This window comes from Acidovorax sp. JG5, from assembly GCF_017939685.1.
GTDB lineage: Bacteria > Pseudomonadota > Gammaproteobacteria > Burkholderiales > Burkholderiaceae_C > Acidovorax.
Map to the genome: position 1 here is coordinate 1 of NZ_JAGKSE010000033.1, position 18,844 is coordinate 18,844.

The 18,844-nt window shown below is 62.1% G+C and carries 21 protein-coding genes and 3 pseudogenes; 10 read left to right on the plus strand and 14 right to left on the minus strand.

Going from position 1 to position 18,844, the window contains the following annotated elements; genetic code table 11:
• Positions 1-200 precede the first annotated feature (200 nt).
• Positions 201-1,445: pseudogene (gene istA, locus J8G26_RS18005) on the plus strand (IS21 family transposase); the annotation flags it as partial.
• A gap of 104 nt (positions 1,446-1,549) precedes the next feature.
• A complete protein-coding gene (istB, locus tag J8G26_RS18010; protein WP_210570589.1) occupies positions 1,550-2,287 on the plus strand; it encodes an IS21-like element helper ATPase IstB in 738 nt (245 codons plus the stop codon).
• A 151-nt stretch (positions 2,288-2,438) separates the two neighbouring features.
• Here istB and J8G26_RS18015 read toward each other — a convergent pair.
• Positions 2,439-2,687, minus strand: a pseudogene (locus tag J8G26_RS18015) (ATP-binding protein); the annotation flags it as partial.
• 78 nt (positions 2,688-2,765) lie between these two features.
• On the opposite strand from J8G26_RS18015, the gene J8G26_RS18020 reads away from it, so the two are divergent.
• A complete protein-coding gene (locus J8G26_RS18020; RefSeq protein WP_210570590.1) occupies positions 2,766-3,119 on the plus strand; it encodes a transposase in 354 nt (117 codons plus the stop codon).
• On the opposite strand, the pseudogene J8G26_RS18025 reads toward J8G26_RS18020, so the two are convergent.
• A pseudogene (locus tag J8G26_RS18025) lies at positions 3,085-3,321 on the minus strand (DDE-type integrase/transposase/recombinase); the annotation flags it as partial. The gene J8G26_RS18020 and the pseudogene J8G26_RS18025 sit on opposite strands and share 35 nt — an antisense overlap.
• Positions 3,322-3,592: 271 nt before the next feature.
• Here J8G26_RS18025 and J8G26_RS18030 point away from each other — a divergent pair.
• Positions 3,593-4,369 carry a heparan-alpha-glucosaminide N-acetyltransferase gene (locus J8G26_RS18030; RefSeq protein ID WP_210570592.1) on the plus strand — a complete coding sequence of 259 codons (777 nt, stop codon included), beginning with the start codon at positions 3,593-3,595 and terminating at the stop codon, positions 4,367-4,369.
• 428 nt (positions 4,370-4,797) lie between these two features.
• Here J8G26_RS18030 and J8G26_RS18035 read toward each other — a convergent pair whose 3' ends face one another.
• A complete protein-coding gene (locus J8G26_RS18035; RefSeq protein WP_210570594.1) occupies positions 4,798-5,493 on the minus strand; it encodes a Bax inhibitor-1/YccA family protein in 696 nt (231 codons plus the stop codon).
• A gap of 213 nt (positions 5,494-5,706) precedes the next feature.
• On the opposite strand from J8G26_RS18035, the gene J8G26_RS18040 reads away from it, so the two are divergent.
• Positions 5,707-6,114 carry a heme-binding protein gene (locus J8G26_RS18040; RefSeq protein ID WP_210570596.1) on the plus strand — a complete coding sequence of 136 codons (408 nt, stop codon included), beginning with the start codon at positions 5,707-5,709 and terminating at the stop codon, positions 6,112-6,114.
• Between the two features lie 454 nt (positions 6,115-6,568).
• Here the strand turns inward: J8G26_RS18040 and J8G26_RS18045 are convergent, their stop codons facing one another.
• From J8G26_RS18045 to J8G26_RS18085, 9 genes are all read right to left on the minus strand, one after another.
• On the minus strand, positions 6,569-6,721 hold the full coding sequence (locus tag J8G26_RS18045; RefSeq protein WP_232476556.1) for a hemin uptake protein HemP: 153 nt from the start codon (positions 6,719-6,721) through the stop codon (positions 6,569-6,571).
• Between the two features lie 184 nt (positions 6,722-6,905).
• On the minus strand, positions 6,906-7,316 hold the full coding sequence (locus J8G26_RS18050) for a biopolymer transporter ExbD (RefSeq protein WP_087745399.1): 411 nt from the start codon (positions 7,314-7,316) through the stop codon (positions 6,906-6,908).
• Positions 7,317-7,319: 3 nt separating this feature from the next.
• On the minus strand, positions 7,320-8,036 hold the full coding sequence (locus J8G26_RS18055; RefSeq protein WP_210570599.1) for a MotA/TolQ/ExbB proton channel family protein: 717 nt from the start codon (positions 8,034-8,036) through the stop codon (positions 7,320-7,322).
• A 25-nt stretch (positions 8,037-8,061) separates the two neighbouring features.
• Positions 8,062-8,760: an energy transducer TonB gene (locus J8G26_RS18060; protein ID WP_087745403.1), complete on the minus strand. Its 699-nt coding sequence runs from the start codon at positions 8,758-8,760 to the stop codon at positions 8,062-8,064.
• 100 nt (positions 8,761-8,860) lie between these two features.
• Positions 8,861-9,133 carry a (2Fe-2S)-binding protein gene (locus J8G26_RS18065; RefSeq protein ID WP_087745405.1) on the minus strand — a complete coding sequence of 91 codons (273 nt, stop codon included), beginning with the start codon at positions 9,131-9,133 and terminating at the stop codon, positions 8,861-8,863.
• A 101-nt stretch (positions 9,134-9,234) separates the two neighbouring features.
• Positions 9,235-10,374, minus strand: coding sequence for an alpha-hydroxy acid oxidase (locus J8G26_RS18070; protein WP_087745407.1), 1,140 nt, complete (start codon positions 10,372-10,374; stop codon positions 9,235-9,237).
• A gap of 125 nt (positions 10,375-10,499) precedes the next feature.
• Positions 10,500-11,189 (minus strand): Fe2+-dependent dioxygenase, encoded by a 690-nt coding sequence (locus tag J8G26_RS18075; protein ID WP_087745410.1) that lies wholly within the window; start codon positions 11,187-11,189, stop codon positions 10,500-10,502.
• Between the two features lie 27 nt (positions 11,190-11,216).
• Positions 11,217-13,385 carry a TonB-dependent siderophore receptor gene (locus tag J8G26_RS18080; protein WP_246881466.1) on the minus strand — a complete coding sequence of 723 codons (2,169 nt, stop codon included), beginning with the start codon at positions 13,383-13,385 and terminating at the stop codon, positions 11,217-11,219.
• A gap of 315 nt (positions 13,386-13,700) precedes the next feature.
• Positions 13,701-14,033: an SWIB/MDM2 domain-containing protein gene (locus J8G26_RS18085; RefSeq protein ID WP_087745414.1), complete on the minus strand. Its 333-nt coding sequence runs from the start codon at positions 14,031-14,033 to the stop codon at positions 13,701-13,703.
• Between the two features lie 277 nt (positions 14,034-14,310).
• Between J8G26_RS18085 and rraA the strand changes: the two genes are divergently transcribed.
• On the plus strand, positions 14,311-14,823 hold the full coding sequence (rraA, locus tag J8G26_RS18090) for a ribonuclease E activity regulator RraA (RefSeq protein WP_210570603.1): 513 nt from the start codon (positions 14,311-14,313) through the stop codon (positions 14,821-14,823).
• Here rraA and J8G26_RS18095 read toward each other — a convergent pair.
• A complete protein-coding gene (locus J8G26_RS18095) occupies positions 14,809-15,771 on the minus strand; it encodes a DMT family transporter (RefSeq protein ID WP_087745419.1) in 963 nt (320 codons plus the stop codon). The genes rraA and J8G26_RS18095 overlap by 15 nt on opposite strands.
• 36 nt (positions 15,772-15,807) lie before the next feature.
• Between J8G26_RS18095 and J8G26_RS18100 the strand changes: the two genes are divergently transcribed.
• Together J8G26_RS18100 and aceA are read left to right on the plus strand one after the other, a co-directional pair.
• Positions 15,808-16,152: a hypothetical protein gene (locus J8G26_RS18100; RefSeq protein ID WP_143218343.1), complete on the plus strand. Its 345-nt coding sequence runs from the start codon at positions 15,808-15,810 to the stop codon at positions 16,150-16,152.
• 93 nt (positions 16,153-16,245) lie between these two features.
• Positions 16,246-17,577 (plus strand): isocitrate lyase, encoded by a 1,332-nt coding sequence (aceA, locus tag J8G26_RS18105; RefSeq protein ID WP_087745421.1) that lies wholly within the window; start codon positions 16,246-16,248, stop codon positions 17,575-17,577.
• Positions 17,578-17,797: 220 nt separating this feature from the next.
• Here aceA and J8G26_RS18110 read toward each other — a convergent pair whose 3' ends face one another.
• Positions 17,798-18,124, minus strand: coding sequence for a helix-turn-helix transcriptional regulator (locus J8G26_RS18110; RefSeq protein WP_210570604.1), 327 nt, complete (start codon positions 18,122-18,124; stop codon positions 17,798-17,800).
• A gap of 156 nt (positions 18,125-18,280) precedes the next feature.
• On the opposite strand from J8G26_RS18110, the gene J8G26_RS18115 reads away from it, so the two are divergent.
• On the plus strand, positions 18,281-18,601 hold the full coding sequence (locus J8G26_RS18115) for a hypothetical protein (protein WP_210570605.1): 321 nt from the start codon (positions 18,281-18,283) through the stop codon (positions 18,599-18,601).
• A 68-nt stretch (positions 18,602-18,669) separates the two neighbouring features.
• The coding region (locus tag J8G26_RS18120; protein WP_210570606.1) for a DUF4177 domain-containing protein at positions 18,670-18,844 on the plus strand (175 nt) is incomplete at its 3' end.

The following is an 18,844-nucleotide window of genomic DNA, read 5'->3' on the forward strand; positions in this document are numbered from 1 at the left end:
TTCTGAGTGACCCGAACGCGGCATACGCTGCCCGGTTTTTTTGACCGGAGTCAGCGATGCCCACACCCAGGGTCAGCGAAATCGCCAGCTACGCCCGCGTGGCCGGCGTGGCCGGCGTGGACTGGGCGCTGGCCCAGACCTTGAGCGACCAAGAACTGCAGGCCCGGCTCTACAAGCCACCGGTGCCCCGCGCGTCGCGCCACCTGGAGCCCGACCACGCCCACATCCACCGCGAACTGCGCCGCCCCGGCGTCACGCTGCAACTGCTGTGGGAGGAGTACCAACAGCAGCACGGCGGCCAGGCGTACAAGTACAGCGCCTTCTGCGAGAAGTACCAAGCCTGGTCCCGGCGATTGAAACGCTCCATGCGCCAGACCCATGAGGCCGGCGACAAACTCTTTGTGGACTACGCCGGCCAGACGGTGCCCATCGTGGACGCCAGTACCGGCGAGATAACGCAGGCCCAGATATTTGTGGCCGTGCTGGGCGCATCGAACTACACCTACGCCTGTGCCACCGCCAGCCAGAAGGCAGCCGACTGGGTGGCCAGCATCATCGCCACGCTGGAGTTCATCGGCGGCGTGCCCCGTCTGCTGGTTCCCGACCAGCCGCGCGCCCTCATGGCCCGCCCCGACCGCTATGAGCCCACCTCACACCGCTTGCTCCAAGAGCTCTCGGCGCATTACAGCCTGGCCGTGATGCCCGCGCGCCCGGCCAAACCCCGCGACAAGCCCAAGGTGGAGGTCGGCGTGCAGGTGGTCGAGCGCTGGATTCTGGCCCGGCTGCGCCACCAGACTTTCTTCAGCCTGGCCGCCCTGAACCGGGCCATTGCCGCCTTGTTGGCCGACTTGAACCAACGTCCCTTCAAGAAGCTGCCCGGCAACCGGGCCAGCGCCTTTGCCGAACTCGACCGGCCGGCCCTGCGCCCCCTGCCGGCCACACGCATGGCCATTGCCCGCTTCAAGCGCGCCCGCGTCAACATCGATTACCACGTCGAGCTCGACGGCCACTACTACTCGGTGCCCCACGCCCTGGTGGGCGAAGCGGTGGAGTTGCGCATCACGGCCAGTTCGCTCGAAGTCTTGCACGGCAGCAAACGGGTGGCCGCCCATGCACTGAATCCTCGCAAGGGCGCCCACACCACGACGCCAGAGCACATGCCGGCCTCGCATCGGGCGCACCTGCAGTGGACGCCGGCCAAGCTCATCGCCTGGGGCGAGCGGGTGGGAGCGGCCACCGCGGCCGTGGTGCGTTGGCAGATGGAGCACCGCCAGCATCCCGAGCAGGGCTACCGCTCCTGTCTGGGCCTCATGCGCCTGGGGCGTGAGTACGGGGCGCAGCGGCTGGAGGCAGCCTGTACCCGTGCGCAGTCGATTCGCTCACCGTCCTACAAGAGCATCGCCTCCATCCTGAGTTGTGGGCTGGACCAGCGGCCGCTGGACGCCCCCATGCCCATGCAGGCCAGCTTGCCACTGCACGGAACGTGCGCGGGCCGGGCTACTACCACTGAGAAGCCAGAACACCGAAGCGAAACAACGAAAGAACAATCATGCTCAACGAACACACCTTGAACCAACTGCGCGCCCTGCGCCTGGACGGCATGGTGGCCGCCCTGAACGATGCCGCCACCCATATCACTGCCAGTGAGTTGCCCTTTGAACAACGCCTGGCGCTGCTGGTGCAGCGCGAGGTGGACTGGCGCGATAGCAAACGCCTGGAGCGTCTCCTGAAGGCCGCCCGATTGAAGGTCTCCAGCGCTTGTCTGGAGGACATTGATTGGCGTGGCAGCCGGGGGCTGAGCCGAGAGGTCATCGCCAGCCTGGCTACAGGCGATTGGCTGCGCCATGGTCACAACGTCCTGCTTACCGGCGCCACCGGCTGCGGCAAGACGTGGCTGGCCTGTGCGCTGGGGCAGCAGGCGGCACGCCTGGGCTTCTCGGTGCTCTACACCCGCGCCCCAAGGTTGTTGGAGGAGCTGCACGTAGCCCACGGCGACGGCAGCTTTGGCAAGCGGCTGGCGCAACTGGCGCGACTGGACCTGCTCATCCTGGACGACTTCGGCATTGCCCCGATTGCTGCACACGAGCGCAATGACCTGCTGGAACTGCTGGACGACCGGGTGGGCACGCGCTCGACGCTCATTACCAGCCAACTGCCGGTAACGGCCTGGCATGCCTGGCTGGACGAGCCCACGCTGGCCGACGCCATCCTGGACCGCATCGTGCATGGCTCGCACAAGATGGCCCTCAAGGGCGAGTCGATGAGAAAGCTCGCCAAGGCCGGCTGACCATCCAGTCCGACCGCCATTCCACGCTGATGGCGGACACTTCGGCTACGATTTACAGGTCACTCAGGGCACCAGCGCAGGGTGTCCGCCATCGCGTGGAACGCTGTCCGCTATGAGAATGGAATCAGTGTCCGCCATCAGTGGAATGCGCACTCAGGTTGGTGGTGATCACCACGCTGGTGTGCTCGTACAGCTTGGAGAGCAGGTGAAACAGCAGTGCGCCGCCGGCCTGGCTGAAGGGCAAATACCCCAGCTCGTCCAGGATGACCAGGTCCAGGTGTGACAGCGCCAGTGCGAGGCGACCGGCCTTGCCTTCTCGCTTCTCACGCTCCAGCTCATTGACCAGATCGACCGTGGAATAGAAACGCACCCGCTTGCCCTGGGCCGCGATGCCGGCCAGCCAGCTGCTCACCGTGTGTATCCGTCCGGCCACCCCATCGACCTCGAATGAGCAATTGCAAGCACCATCGTGCACACCATGTCTCAAGAGATTCCCAATTCGCGCTCCTGTGTCCCCCGCACGCGCCGGGTCTACAGCGCGCAATTCAAGGTTGAACTGATCGCCGCGTGCCAGCAGCCCGGCGCATCGATTGCCGCCACGGCGCGTGAACATGGCATGAATGCCAATGTGCTGCATCGCTGGCTCAAGGAGCATCGTCTGGGCCTTCACCAGCCCACCTGCGATACCGCGCATGCTGTGGCGTCCGGCATCGCCCCGCACTGCGACGATGCCGCGGCTGAACCAATGGCCAATGCACAGCCTGTTCGTGCCCCGGCGCATCTGNGCCGGTTTCTGTCACCGTCTCGATGGCAGCATCCAGCATTGTGTTGACAAGCTCAGCGTCTGGACTGGTTGCGATGGTCTAGCTCACCACCATGCCATCGAAGCAATCGATGATGGGCGACAGGTACACCTTGCCCGCTGGGATCTGGAACTCGGTGATGTCAGTAAGCCACTTCTCATTGGGTGCCGCTGCCTGGAAGTCGCGGTTGATGATGTTCTCAGGTGCTGGACTGATCTCACCAAGGTAGGACGCGTAACCACCTGCACCGCAGTCACCTGATCGCCGGCAAACCGGACAACGAGGTAATGGATGGTGTTCGTGTCGCCATTCTTTTTCTCGTCGGCCAGCGGCACGTAGACCACTTCGCAGGGCTCGCCGACCCGCATGCCGGGTGGTGTGGCATAGGGGCCTCCAAGATTGGAGGTCCCTATGCCGATCCTGTTCGATATTCATCCAGTCAGACCGAACCGGACGGTGCAACTCGGTCAGCTATGCTGGCGAGTACCTTGCTGCGCTACTTATGACTGTCATTCACCCGCACTCCATCGCCACCAGCTTGACCGTACGCTACAACAGCGTGGATGCCCTTCGGGGTTTTGCCATGCTGTGGATGACGGTGTTTCATTTTTGCTTCGACCTCAGCCATTTCGGCTACTGGCCACAGAATTTTCGCGCCGATCCTTTCTGGACTTGGCAGCGCACCGCCATCGTGAGTCTTTTTCTTTTCTGTGCGGGTCTGGGGCAGGCCATCGCCTTGAAGCAAGGGCAGGGGTGGGGCCGGTTTTGGCGGCGCTGGCTGCAGATTGCTGGGTGTGCGCTGCTAGTGACAATCAGCTCGTTTGTCATGTTTCCGCAGAGCTATATTTATTTCGGTGTGCTGCACGGCATGGCGGTCATGCTGCTGGTGGTGCGTTTCACGGCGGGCTGGGGACGCTGGCTGTGGCTGGCGGGGCTGGTTGCGCTGGCGCTGCCGTGGTGCGCGCAGCTGCTGCTGACGGGGGGGGCAGAGTGGGCGCCGGTGCTCAATGCACGCTCACTGAACTGGCTCGGACTGGTGTCCCGCAAGCCGTTTACGGAAGACTACGTGCCGGTGCTGCCCTGGCTGGGGGTGCTTTGGTGGGGGCTGGCGGCAGGGCAGTGGATGCTTTCCCGATCCGCCAACTGGGTTCCGCGGGATGTGCCGCCGTTCTTGCGGCCACTGGCATCGCTGGGGCGGTGGAGCCTGAGCTACTACATGCTGCACCAGCCGGTCATGATCGGTGGATTGATGGCGCTGGGCTGGGTGCTGAAACGGTAGTGCGGTGCTGACCGCAGGGGTATTCGCGTGGGCAGCGGTCTTGCTCCAACAGCCACTGCAAGAGTGCAGGCAAGGAGCCAGGGCGCCCAGATGCACTGTGTTGATCGCCCCCACGATGGCATGGCGCGCCGTACGCAAGCTGATGCGGGTCGGCGCGCAGCAACCCCTTCATGTTTGGCCATGCGGATCGGCCAGCGCGTGTTCGATCCAGGCAGGATCCCACAGCACGCTACAACTCGGCTATCGCGTTGGCAGGCATCGCCTCCAGCGTCTCGTTCTGGGTGGTTTGCAGCAGGCTCAAAACAAAAAAGGGAACATGTTGAACACGTTCCCTTTTAGAGCAGATCAGCTTCGCTTTGGCTTAACTGTCTGGCATTGGCCGTCAGGAGCCCTTTTGATGGTGGTCAAGATGCCCAGCAGCGCATGTATCAGTCGCGCTCGCCGCCCGCGATGCCCAGCAGGGCCAGCAGGCTCTGGAACACGTTGAAGATGTCCAGGTACAGGGCCAGGGTGGCGCTGATGTAGTTGGTTTCGCCGCCGTCCAGGATCTGCTTGAGGTCATACAGCATGTAGGCGCTGAAGATGCCGATGGCCGCGACCGAGATCGCCATCATGCCGGCCGAAGAGCCGACAAACACGTTGATGATCGCGCCCACCATGAGCACCAGTGCGCCGACCATGAGCCACTTGCCCATGCCCGAGAGGTCGCGCTTGATCACGCTGGCCAGGCTGGCCATCACGAAGAACACGCCTGCGGTGCCGGCAAAGGCGGTCATGATGAGATCGGTGCCATTCTTGAAGCCCAGCACCATGCCGATCAGGCGTGACAGCATCAGGCCCATGAAAAAGGTGAAGGCCAGCAGCACGGGCACGCCCGCCGCCGAGTTCTTGGTCTTTTCGATGGCGAACATGAAACCAAAAGCGCCGCCCATGAAAACAATCAGGCCCAGGCCGCCGCTCAGCGACTGGGTGATGCCCGTGGCCACGCCAACCCATGCACCCAGCACGGTGGGCAGCATGCTCAGGGCGAGCAGCCAGTAAGTGTTGCGCAGCACCTTGTGGCGCTGCTCCTGCGAGATGCCATAGCCCGCAGAGTGGCCCAGGGTGGTGACTTGGTCATTCATCTTGTGTCTCTCCTAGTTGGCCTGCACGACGCAGACCGCTGAATTCTATGTGGCGGTGTTCTGGCCAAATGCAATAACCGCACCCGGTCAGACAGTTTAGGTCACTATTGTTTCGCCCCAGGCGGCGGTTTGCAGGGCGCCGACTGCCGCTATGCTTGCCGTTTTCGTCCGGGGGCCCTGCCATCCAGTCCCCCTCAACCCTGCATGACAACCATGAAAACCAAACACGAACTCGAACTGGCCGACGTCAAGAAGATTGCGGCGGCTGCCGAAGCCGAAGCGCTGAAGAACCACTGGGCCGTGACCATCGCCATCGTGGACGACGGGGGCCACCTGCTGTGGCTGCAGCGCCTGGACGGCGCGGCGGCGGTGTCGTCGCACATCGCGCCTGCCAAGGCCCACACGGCCGCCCTGGGCCGCCGCGAGAGTAAGGTGTATGAAGATATCGTCAACGGTGGCCGCACGGCGTTTCTCAGCGCACCCGGCATCGAAGGCTTGCTCGAAGGCGGCGTGCCGATCATGAAAGACGGGCAGTGCCTGGGCGCGGTGGGGGTGAGCGGTGTGAAATCCACGGAAGATGCGCAGATTGCACGCGCGGGCATTGCGGCGTTGGGCCTTTGATTGGCGATGAATTGCTATTGAAATAGAAGCTAATGGCGCTTGTATATCAAGCGCTGGAGCCGAAAACGCCTGATTAGCGACATATCTCAGACCCCGTTCGCCCTGAGCTTGTCGAAGGGCTGTTGTTTGCAAGGAGCGCCCTGGCTTCGACAGGTTCAGCCCGAACGGATGGGGTGAGACATCTGAGACAAGTTGCTAATCAGGGAAAAACGTGCTCAAAACAAAAAACCGGTCTTCGAACCGGTTTTTTTGTGCCGTCCGCTGTTTGGGAACGAGGAAAAAAGCCTGGCTACGCGGGCACGCCCGCTGGCTGGCAAAAAAGACCCTGGCGGGCTTGTGACAAGCCCGGGAGTCTCCCCACGATGAAACCTTGAAAAGGACTGAAAGAGGAACGCTGGCCGATCATGGTGCGTAGGGGGGGGCTGACCCCGCTGGCCGGCTCGCGCACCCTGGTTTATTTGGTCAAGATCAGCTTGCCCAGCTTGGTGGCCTGCAGGCGGTAAACCGATCCGTTGTGGCGAATGGCCACGGCTTTTTGTCCCTGCAAGAGTTCGCTGCTTTCGACGGCGGCAGGGGCAGCTTGCGACGCGAGCGGGTGGGTCAGCATCAGGGACGATGCTGCCAGATCGGAAGCGGTCGAGCGCAGGGGTGAGGCGTTGGTCAAGTTGGCTTGCATGATGGTCCAGATGCTTTGCGATTGGATGTGTTAATGATAACTATTCGCAATTGCAGGTCAGGCGATTTTTCTCGATGGGTGCGTGCAGCAAGGCATGTGCCCGTTCAAAAACCGCCTATGGCTGCGGCTCGGTCACAAAGCCGATCTTGCGCACGCCGGCACGTTGTGCGGCGGCCATGGCCTGGGCCACGCGTTCGTAGCGCACTTCCTTGTCGCCGCGGATGTGCAGGTCGGGCTGGGGTGCTTTGGCAGCTTCGGCCTGCAGGCGCGAGAAGAGTTCTTCGTCGGCCACCGGCGCGCCGTTCCAGAAATACTGGCCGTCGGCGGCTACCGACAGGCGCACGGTTTCGGGCTTGATGAGCTCGGGCTGGTTGGTGGCGCGGGGCAAGTCCACGTTCACCGAGTGTTTCATCACCGGCACGGTGATGATGAAGATGATGAGCAGCACCAGCATGACGTCCACCAGCGGCGTCATGTTGATCTCGTTCATCACCTCATCGGCGTCGTCTTGGGTTCCGAAGGCCATGGCTTAGTTGCCTTTCTTCATGGGCAGTACCTTGCCGGGTTCGCCTGCATTCACGCGGGCGCCGGTGACAAAGTAGGCGTGCAGGTCGTGGGCAAAGCTGTTGAGGCCGTTCAGGATGGACTTGTTGCCACGCACCAGCGCGTTGTAGCCCAGCACCGCCGGGATGGCCACCGCCAGGCCCAGCGCGGTCATGATGAGTGCCTCACCAATGGGGCCGGCCACTTTGTCGATGGTGGACTGGCCCGAGGTGCCGATGGCCAGCAGCGCGTGGTAGATGCCCCACACGGTGCCAAACAGGCCGATGAACGGCGCCGTGGAGCCCACCGACGCCAGGATGGCCAGGCCCGACTGGATGCGTGCCGTGAACTCGTCAATGCAGTTGCGCAGGCAGCGGGTGACCCAGTCGCTCACGTCCAGGCTGTCGTGCAGGTGGGCCTTGGTGTTGCGGTGGTGGGCCGTGGCTTCGCGGCCTTCCAGGGCCAAGTGGCGGAAGGGGTTGGTGGGGTCGTTGCCCAGCTTGCTCAGGGCGGCGGCGAAGTCTTCGCTGTGCCAGAAGTCCTGCGCCGTGCGGGCGTGCTTCTTGAACTTGATGATGTCCAGCGCCTTGATGACGATGACGATCCACGAGGCCAGCGACATGGCCAGCAGCAAGATGGCGACGGCGCGGGTGACAAAGTCGCCCTGCGTCCAGACGTTGGCGATGCCGAATTGCGATTCCATGAAAACTCCCTGAACGGTGATTGGATTATTCGAGAACAAAGTTGACGGGAACGAGGTTCCACATGGCCTCGGGCACGCCATTGCGCTTGCCGGGCACGAAGCGCCAGCGCATCACGGCCTCCTGGGCCTGGCGGTCCAGGCGGTCATAGCCGCTGGATTGGTTGATTTCCACCTTCTGCGGCAGTCCGTCGGTGCCGATCAGCACGCGCAGCACCACCTTGCCTTGCTCGCCCATGCGTTTGCTGATGGCTGGGTAGCTGGGTTTGGGGTTGTTGAGGTAGGCGGCATTGCTGGACGGCATCTCGATGCGGGGCGGGGCGGGCGGCGCTGGAGGCGCGGGCGGGGCCGGGGGCGCCACCGGTGCTTCGATGGGGGGCGCTGGCGGCTGCGGCGTGGTGATGCCCACCGGGGCATTCGGGGCCGGTGTCGGGTCGGCAATGGCCACGGGCATGGGGGCCGGGCGCGGGGCCTGGACCTTGGGAGCTGCCTTGGGCGGAGGCGGCGGGGCAGGTGGTGCCGGTGGCGCCACCTTGGGTGCGGGGGGGGGCGGGGGCGCGATGAATTCGCTCAGCAGTTCCGCGGGCACGATCACTTCTGCCGCGCGGCGCAGCAGGCCCGACTGCAGCGCCCACAGGCCCGCCACATGCAGCATCACCACCGAACCCACGATCACGGCATTGCGGCTTACGCCGCCCGAGGCGGCAAAACGATCTCGTTGGGACATATAAAAATGATAGCTGCATGCGCTTACTGGGTAAGCGCTAGCGCCTAAAAGTATTCAGATTACTTGCGAAAGATCCACCAGGCCGAACCGGCCACGAAGATCAGGCTGCCCGCGAGTGTAGAGAGGAGTTCCATGACTTGCTTTCCAAAATGGAGTTGGCAAGCTGGACCGGTTGCGCCGCGACCTCGTTGTGCAGGGCGGCCACCGGGCTGGTTGCGCTGCATTGCGCCACCACATCGCGGGCGCAGCTTTCGCAGCATCCGCATTGGGTGGCAACGCCCAGCTCGAACTGGATATCGTCGAAACTCATTCCTGCACGCGCATGGCGGGCAATTTCACGGTCGGAAATTCGGCGGCAAACACAGACGATCATGGCGGCAGGCAGTTTGGCTGGCTGTTGTGAGTGGGGTGATTATAAATACGAATCTATCGTATTTGCAATAAATCAATTCTGCCCGGAGGGAGATAGATTTTTCAGCGCCAGCCGTTGCCGGTGAAATCTGCATCCAGCAGCGCCGGTGATGCATCGGCCAGCGTGGCGCAGCCGGTGAGGGCCATGGCAATTTCGAGTTCGTCGCGCAACAGGCGCAGCACATGCGCCACGCCGGCGGCGCCGGCATGGGCCAGGCCCCAGACCGCGGGGCGTCCCACCAGCACGGCCGATGCGCCCAGCGCCATGGCCTTGAGCACATCGGTGCCGCGCCGGATGCCGCCATCCACCAGCACCGGCAGCGCGCCGCCCACGGCCTGCACCACGCGCGGCAGGGCGCTGGCGGTGGCGGGGGCCGTGTCCAGCGTGCGCCCGCCATGGTTGGAGACGATCAGGCCCGCCGCGCCCGCCGACACCGCCTGGCGCGCATCGGCCGGATGCAGCACCCCTTTGAGCAGCACGGGCAGGCGGGTGATGGACTGCAGCCAGGCAACGTCGTCCCAGGTGGGGGCGTGGTGCAGCAGGCCGTCAAACAGCGCACTTTGGCCGGGGCGCAATTCGGGCGAGGCCGGCGCCTGCAAGCCCGCAAGGTTGACCGGGCCCACGCCGGGTGGCAGCCGAAAGCCCGCGCGCCGTTCGCGGTCGCGCACGCCACTCGATGGCGCGTCCACCGTGAGCACCAGGGCCTCGTAGCCAGCGGCTTCGGCGCGCTGCACCAGCGCCTGGGTAAAGCCCCGGTCTGGCTGCAGATAAAGCTGAAACCACAGCGGGCCGCGCCCGGGGTCGGGCAGCACTGCTTGCGCAATGGCCTCCAGCGACACACTGGCCTGGGTGCTGAGCACCACGCCCGCGCCCAGCGCTGCCGCTGCGTAGGCCATGGCCAGCTCGCCGTCGGGGTGGGCCAGGCGCTGGAAGGCGACGGGCGCCAGCAGGATGGGGTGCGCCAGCGTGCGGCCCAGCAGTTTGACCCGGGTGTGGCCGCCCGCCAGTGGCCGCAGCACGCGCGGCCACAGAGGCAGCGCATCCCAGGCGCTGCGGTTGGCTCGCAGGGTGATCTCGTCGGCGGCGCCGCCGCTGAAGTAGGCCCAGGCGTTGTCGTCCAGCTGCTGGCGTGCCTGCCGTTCGTGGTCTGCCAGGTTGACGATGTCCGGGGGAAGCGTGTGCCGTGCAGGAATGTAGGTCATACAAGCAAAAACAGCACCTAGCGCTTATTCAGCAAGCGCGAGGTGCTATTGAAAAATGAGCAAATATGGGCGGACATGCCATCAGGTCAGGACGCTGGTGCGCAACCGCCTGGATGATTGCAGCGTCATACGTCGGCCCACATGCGCAGCAGGTTGTGGTAAGTGCCCGAGAGCGCGATGACCGAGGGTTCCTTTTCGCCATGGGCCTGGCGCAGCTTGAGCAGCGACATGTCCATGTCAAACAGTAGCTGGCGCTGTTCCAGCCCGCGCACCATGCTTTCCACCCAGAAAAAGCTGCTGATGCGGTGCCCACGCGTGACCGGCGACACCTGGTGCACCGTGCTGCTAGGGTACAGGACCATGTCGCCCGCAGGCAGCTTGATGCGCTTTTCGCCCAGGGCTTCGGTGATGACCAGTTCACCGCCGTCGTAGTCCTCTGGCGGGGTGAGGAACAGCGTGCACGACAGGTCGCTGCGCACCCAGCAGTTGTCTGCCTTCGAGTGCATGACGGCGCTATCGACATGGTTGCCATAGAAGTTGGCGCCATCGCCGTAGTTATTGAACAGCGGGTTGAAGATGCGGCGCGGCAACGCCGCCGAAAAGAACAGGGCGTTGCGGTGCAGCGCTTCTTTGACCCGGGCCTGCAGCTGTGCGGACAGCGCGCTGCCTTGCGACAGCTGCAGGTTGTTCTTCTGGTACAGGGCCTGGCCGCCAGCACTGCGTTCCCCGTCCACCCAGGGGGCGTCTGCGCCGAGTGATTGCCTGAAAAAGGCGATTTCCTCAGGGGTCAGAACGTTCTGGATGTGCAGGAACATGGTGCGCTGGCGGTGTAAGGCGGTGGATCAGAAGCGGGTCTTCAGGCTGACCTGAACCGAGCGGGCCGCGCCAGGAATATAAAACCCACGGTACAGAGCGTCGGCATAGACCTTGTCGGCCAGATTGCTTACGTTGAGCTTGACGGAGGTTTTGTCGTCGATGGCGTATTCGACCATGGCATCGATCACGCCAAAGCCGCTGGTATACACCGCCCGCGAGCCCTCGGGGTTTTGCTTGCCACGGTAGGTCAGGCCAGCGCCTGCACGAATCTTGGACGTGATGGCGTAGGTGCTCCACACGCTGCCACTGTGCTTGGGTGTCAGCCCTGGGCGATCGCCCTGCACCTGGGCGCCGCCGCCGTTGCTCGCCAGCACGACGTTGCTGCGGTCGATCTTGGCTTCAGGAATCCAGGTGTGGTTGAAGAACACTTCCCACTTGGGCGTAATGCGGCCGGCCAGGTTGAACTCCATGCCCGTGGCGTGGCGCTTGCCGGACAGCAGCTGTTGGGTAGAAGCGGTGTCGGGGTCGGTGTTGCGCTCGTTGTACTTTTCGCTGTAGAACGCGGCCACACCCAGCAGGGCGCGGCGCTCGAACAGCTCGAACTTGCTGCCTATTTCGATGTTGCGGCTCTTCTCGGGTGGCGTGTTGGCTGTGCGGTTGGTCGTGTTGCTCAGGTTGACGTCGTACTGGTACGTGTCGCCCGAGGTGTTGTACGAGGTGCCGTACGACACGTAGTAAGACGACAGCTCATCGGGCTGGAAAATCAGGCCGACGCGCGGACTGAACAGGCTGTCCGACACTTCATTGCTGATCGATCCTGCTGCGTTGCGGTACGACGCCTTGAAGTCGTCATAGCGCAGGCCACCCACAAGCTTGAGCGTTTCTGTCAGGGACATGGTGTCCTGTGCATACAGGCCCAGGTTGCGCGACTTGAAGGTGTTCCACTGTACGGGGACGCGACCGTCGGCCACCGATGCGCCATCGTCTGGCGTGCCGACGGTGGTGGTGGGGCGTGTGGTGGTGTTGGCGTAGTTCTGGTTGCGTTTGGCGTCGTCGTCGTAATAGTCGACGCCGGCCAGCAGCGCATGCTTTTTGCCGCCCCAATTGAAGGTGTTGCTGTAGTCGCTTTGGACTTGCAGGACGTCGCTTTCGCCAATGCGGCCCTTGGAGCCGCGGGTCAGAACCGTGTTGGCGTTGATCTGGTCCAGCGTGATGGCGCTGTTCTGAAAGCCAATAGTGCTGGCCAGCATGTCGCGCTGGTAGTTGCCGTAGCGCAGGCGGGTGTTCAGCTCACCCCCGTCAGTAAAGCGGTGGATGTGGCCCAGCGTGGCGTACTTTGATTCGGTGTTGTTGTAGTCGCTTTCCAGTCCATAGTAGTTGCGGGCTGGCAAGGTGGTGTTGATCTTGCCATCGGCCGACAGGCGCCATGGGTGGTTGTAGATCGGGCGACCTTCGGCTTTCAGGTAGTACAGGCCGATAGAGAATTCATCACGCGTGCCAATGCCCCAGGTAAACGTGGGCGCAATGCCGCGCTTGTTCTGCTTGGCGCCGTAGTTGTCGGCATCCTGCACCATGGCGTTCAGGCGGAAAGCGGCGTTCTCGCCGGTCACGAAGTTGAAGTCACCCGTCGCACGGTGGTAGTTGCCCGTGCCATAGGTGTACGAGGCTTCGTGCTGGTCAATCAGCAGCGGGGCCTTGCTCACCTGGTTGACGACGCCGCCGGTCGAGCCCTTGCCAAACAGCATGGAGGCGGAACCCTTGAGCACTTCCACGCGGTCGTTGTTGAAGGTGTCGCGCTCCAGCAGCGGGGCGTCTTTCATGCCGTCGTTGTAGATGTCGCCCGCCTGGCCCAGCGAGAAACCGCGCAGGCGCACGTCTTCTTCACCTGTTTCGCCCGCCTGGAATGTGACGCCTGCCGTGGTGCGCAGCACTTCGCGAAAGTCGTCCTGGTTGCGGTCGGCCATCAGCTTTTCGGTGAACACCGTGACGGACTGGGGGATGTCCTTGATGTCCTGCTTGCCTTTGCCGACGGTGGTTTTTTTGAGCAGCAGCGTGTCCTTGCCCTGGACTTCAGCCGCTTCCTTCACGGTCACGGTGGACAAGGTTGCTTCCGGCGTGCTGGACTGCGCCATGGCGCCCATAGAGGCGGCCAGCATCAGTGCGCCCAGGGGCAGCAGGGTTTTGTCCGACGACATGCCAAGCGTGGGAGCGTGCGTGGTGGGAGCGGGGAAAGGGTTTGAACGCAGCGGTGTGCTGCGCTGCTGGGCGCGTGATTTTGCCAAGGAGGCCTCCGTCATTGAATGGATGTGCAGGTGGCGCGCAGGGGCGCCAAGAGCAGGCGAGAGGCATTGGCTAGATCAACATGGCTGTGCGTCGTCGTGCAGTTTTATGTTACATCAAATGCGGGTCATTCTCATTTGCATTGATGTTGTGACGCCACAGTTTTCAGGCTTTCCGGCGAAAAAAAACCGGCAAAGCCGGTTTTCTTGAGACAGCCAGGGAAGGGCTGCTTACTTGACGTGCTTGCCGATCAGGCCGGCCAGTTCGAACATCGACACTTGCGGCTTGCCGAACAGTTCCTTGAGCTTGGCGTCTGCATTGATGTTGCGCTTGTTGGCGGCATCCTGCAGGTTGTTGGCCTTGATGTAGACCCACAGCTTGCTGATGATCTCCGTGCGCGGCAGCGGTGCCGAGCCCACCACGGCGGCCAGCGCGGGGCTGGGCGTGAGCGCCTTCATGAAGGCGGCATTGGGTGTGCGCTTCTTGGCGGGCGCGGCGGCCTGGGTAGCGGGCGCCTTGGCTGCGGGAGCGGCTTTTGCCGGAGCTTTTTTTGCAGTTGCCATGTTGGGTTGTCCTTGTTGGAAGTAAATTTTCACCAGCGAAAGCGAGAATTTCCCACTGGCACAGGGATGCTACTGGGAAAAAAACACCTTTCCAAGCGAGACGGCGCTTTTTTTCCCTCGATTTGTTGCTGTGGTGCACTGTGGGTGCGGCCGTGGGTCATGAAAGAAGTCCATTGCCGCGCCATCGGGGGCGGGGCGCGCTGCGAGACAATGCGCCCACGCCCAGGTGGCCATCCGCTTTTTCCCCGCAACTTCCCGCGTGAAAGGTTTCCCAGCCATGACAGCCCCTTCTTCCACGGCATTCAGCACCTGCGATTTCTGCGATGCGCACAAGGGCGATGACGGCGGCACATTTCGCGTGCTGCCGCCCGTATTTCAGAGCTACGGCGGCCTGGCGGCCTTTGCCGGCGCCGTGGCAACGGTGAAGTGCTTCGAGGACAACACCCTGGTCAAGGCCGCTGTGGATTCCCCCGGCCAGGGCCGCGTGCTCGTGGTGGATGGCGGAGGCTCGTTGCGCCGCGCCTTGGTGGGCGGCAATCTGGCCGCCGCCGCTGCCCGCAATGGTTGGGCGGGGTTGGTGGTGGATGGCTGCGTGCGCGATGTTGCCGAGCTGAACGCCGCCGCCGTGGGCATACGCGCCCTGGGCCTGATGCCCCTGCCCACCGAAAAGCGCAACGAAGGCCAGCGCGATGTGGCGGTGCAGATCCAGGGCGTGTGGGTGCGCACTGGCGACTGGCTTTATGCGGATGCCGACGGTATCGTGGTCAGTGCCCGGTCACTGTTGGCCTGAGCCTTCCCGCTGGCCCACACGCAAGGCCGCGCGCGTGGGCAGGGTGGCCAGCAGCACGCTGGCCAGCGCAATGCCGAACGCCAGCAACTGCAGGCCCGAGAAGGACTCGCCCAACACCAGCACACCCACCAGGGCGGCGCTGACAGGCAGCAGCACGGTGAATATGCCGCCTTGCGCGGCGGGCACGACTTTCAGGCCTGTCATCCACAACCACACGGTCCACATGCAGGCGGCCAGCGCATAAAACACCAGCAGCAGCCAGGTGGCCCAGCCTACCGCTGCAAAGTCAAACCCCCAGGCCATGTAAAGGCCCAGCGGGGTGGAAAGCGCAAACCCCCACACGTTGATCAGCGAGGTGATGCGTTTGGGTCCGAGTGCCCCTGTAAGTTTCTTGCCGATGACCGAATACGCCGCTTCGCAGACCACGGCACCCACCAGAAGCAATTGCCCCAGCCAGACAAGGTTTGAAGTGTTTTTGGCATCTAGCGCTTGTGGTGCATGCGCAATATGCTCTGATTTTGATAGCGAAAGCAGTGCAATACCGGCCACCGCACAGGCCACCGCCACCCAAGTGCGGGGCGCCACGCGTTCGCGCAGGAAGGCCCAACTCATCACTGCGACGGCCGCCGGTATGGCGGCCATGATCACGCCTGCGGTCACGGCACTGGTCAGGCTGACGCCATAGATCATGCAGACGGTGAACAGGAAATTGCCCAGGAAGGACTCCAGAAACAGCAGCCACCGTACCTGGGGCGTGAGTGGCGGTTCGTCGGCTGGCTTCTTCAGCCAGTGCACCATGGCCAGCCCGCCAATTCCAAAACGCAACCAGGCCAGCAGAAACACAGGCAAAGCGGCTGCGAGCGGCTTGGACAGCGCTACATAGCTGCCCACCAGTGCCATGCTCAGGGCCAGGCACAGATAGGCGATAGGGCGGCTTGGGGCGTTCACTGGGCTGGAAGATTGAGAAATCAGGACGCGTGCATCATGCCCGACGAAGCGAGGTCCATTTCCGGGCTGATGCGCCTTCGTGGGTGGAAACGGTGGATGGGAACATCCAGCGCGAGGGAGCGCGCGGTTGCACGCGGGGGGATATGTCGCATGGGTGAAACCAACCCGGTCTACATTGCGGACAGCACGCACGAAGGTCAGCGGGGCATTTGTCGATGGAATTTCTCACGATACAAAAATTCAATTTCATTATTTGAAATACTGAACATGCTGCATCGCCGCAAATTTTCTCAATACGAGAAAATTATTTTCATATTGAGGAATGTTGTTGATAAGTTATTGTTTTTTAATGAAAAAATTTATATCTTATATAAGACATAAGAGCTTGCGCAAGTCTTATAGAAGACATAAAGTTGTCTTCAAGGGCGGCACACAGCAGCCCGGCGTTTTCAACCAACCCCCTGGAGTGATCTCATGCCCCAATCCCTGAACGAACAACTGAGCCGCGAACAGCAAATTGCCGCCCTGGAAAAAGACTGGGCCCAGAACCCCCGCTGGAAGGGTGTGAAGCGCGGTTACTCCGCCGCTGACGTGGTGCGCCTGCGCGGCTCGCTGCCCATCGAACACACGCTGGCAAAGCGCGGTGCTGAAAAGCTGTGGGACAAGATCAACGGCGGCGCCAAGAAGGGCTACGTCAACGCTTTCGGCGCCATCTCTGCCGGCCAGGCCATGCAGCAAGCCAAGGCAGGCCTCGAAGCCGTGTACCTGTCGGGCTGGCAAGTCGCCGCTGACGGCAACACCAGCGAAACCATGTATCCCGACCAGTCGCTGTATGCCTACGACTCGGTGCCCACCATGGTTCGACGCATCAACAACACCTTCAAGCGCGCCGACGAAATCCAGTGGGGCCGTGGCATCAACCCCGGCGACAAGGAATTCATCGACTATTTCCTGCCCATCGTGGCGGATGCAGAAGCCGGTTTCGGCGGCGTGCTGAACGCCTTCGAGTTGATGAAAAACATGATCCAGTCGGGCGCAGCAGGCGTGCACTTCGAAGACCAGCTGGCCGCTGTAAAGAAGTGCGGCCACATGGGTGGCAAGGTGCTGGTGCCTACGCAGGAAGCCTGCGAAAAGCTGATCTCCGCACGCTTTGCTGCTGACGTGATGGGCGTGTCCACCATCGTGCTGGCCCGCACCGATGCAGAAGCCGCCAACCTGATCACGTCCGACCACGATGCCAATGACAAGCCTTTCCTGACCGGCGAGCGCACGCAAGAAGGCTTCTACCGCGTGAAGAACGGCCTGGAGCAAGCCATCAGCCGTGGTGTTGCCTACGCTCCCTACGCCGACCTGGTGTGGTGCGAAACCGGCGTGCCAGACATCGGATTCGCCCGTGAATTCGCGCAGGCCGTGCACGCCGCCTGCCCCGGCAAGCTGCTGTCGTACAACTGCTCGCCATCGTTCAACTGGAAGAAGAACCTCGACGACAAGCAGATCGCGTCCTTCCAGGAAGATCTGTCGGCACTGGGCTACAAGTACCAGTTCATCACGCTGGCCGGTATCCACATCAACTGGTTCAACACCTTCCAGTTCGCCCATGCATACGCCAACGGCGAAGGCATGAAGCACTACGTGAACATGGTGCAAGAGCCTGAATTCGCAGCACGCGACAAGGGCTACACCTTCGTGTCGCACCAGCAGGAAGTGGGCGCAGGCTACTTCGACGACGTGACCACCGTGATCCAGGGCGGTTCGTCCTCGGTCAAGGCCCTGACGGGTTCGACCGAAGAAGAGCAGTTCCACTGATCTGAGGGGCTAAGATACGAGGATTAAAAATCCTTGTCTCGGTGGTTCTATTCCGCCCTAGACCANGGGCTAAGATACGAGGATTAAAAATCCTTGTCTCGGTGGTTCTATTCCGCCCTAGACCACTAGTCATGAAAGCCCTTGGTTCTTTGCTGAGCCAGGGGCTTTTTGCTTGGCGGTGCTGTTCACCAAGTGACGCTAAAGAGTAAGAGGTGCTGCTTCACGCGATGGCGTCAAGCCACGAAGAAACGGCTTGCTTGCGAGCAATCGGCTTGAGAGTTCCTAATGCCAAGAGAAGTTTGGCAACGTCCTCATCCTCGCAATAGAGATACGCGAGCGGAACACCCAAAGCCTCGGCAATTTGCCGGGCTGTCTTCACAGGGGCCTCATGGGTCCCCAATTCATACCTACTGATCCGAGCACGAGCTGACGACTCGTCGATGCCGATCAGAACCCCCACTTTTTCCTGAGACCACCCCAACTCTTCACGTCGTGACCGCATGCGGCGGCCCACAACGGTAGCTGGACGGGAAGAATCGGGAAACATGTCACGAGTCTCGTAACGTGGTGATAATCTGTCGTCACGAAAACCGTTACATCTAAGCGCGATGCCACTAGCCGATCACTTGCGTGCGGTCGTCCTGCTTTCACTCAACACCCACCCCTCTTTAACCACCCCCAACCAACGGAAGGAACGCTACGCATGCAACTCAGACCCCCCGGAATCGCAATGGCAGTCTTGGTCACCACAACTTCACTGACTGGATGTTTCGGCCCCTCCAAAGCGGACATCGCAGAAGCGAAGAAGGACTGCTCCAGCTTCTATCAACGTGAACGTGCAAAGTCCAACGCGGTCGTGCATCCCATCGATAACTGGACAAAGGATGGCGTCATCGTCATCGAGCTGGCTGAGAAGGCCACAGCGGACGCAACGAGCTACACGGCACACATCTGCGTCTATGACAAAGAGAAGGGAACGGTCTCTCTGCCCGGCGCATTCCATCAAAGCCGTTGGCTTAAGTAGCGGGATGACGCACATTAGGCAGGCCACGGGCACAAACTAATCAACAATCAGTTCAGAGGGAGCAGCACATGGAATATGAATACAAGGTGATCGACGTCGCTGATGGTGCGGTCAGCTCATTCCTCATGGGGGAGGGACGCATTGAGACCGGTGTGCTGGAGGCTTACATCAACGCCATGGCTTCGGAAGGCTGGCGCATGGTGGTATCCGTCCGGCCAACCCATCTACCCCGAATGAGCAATT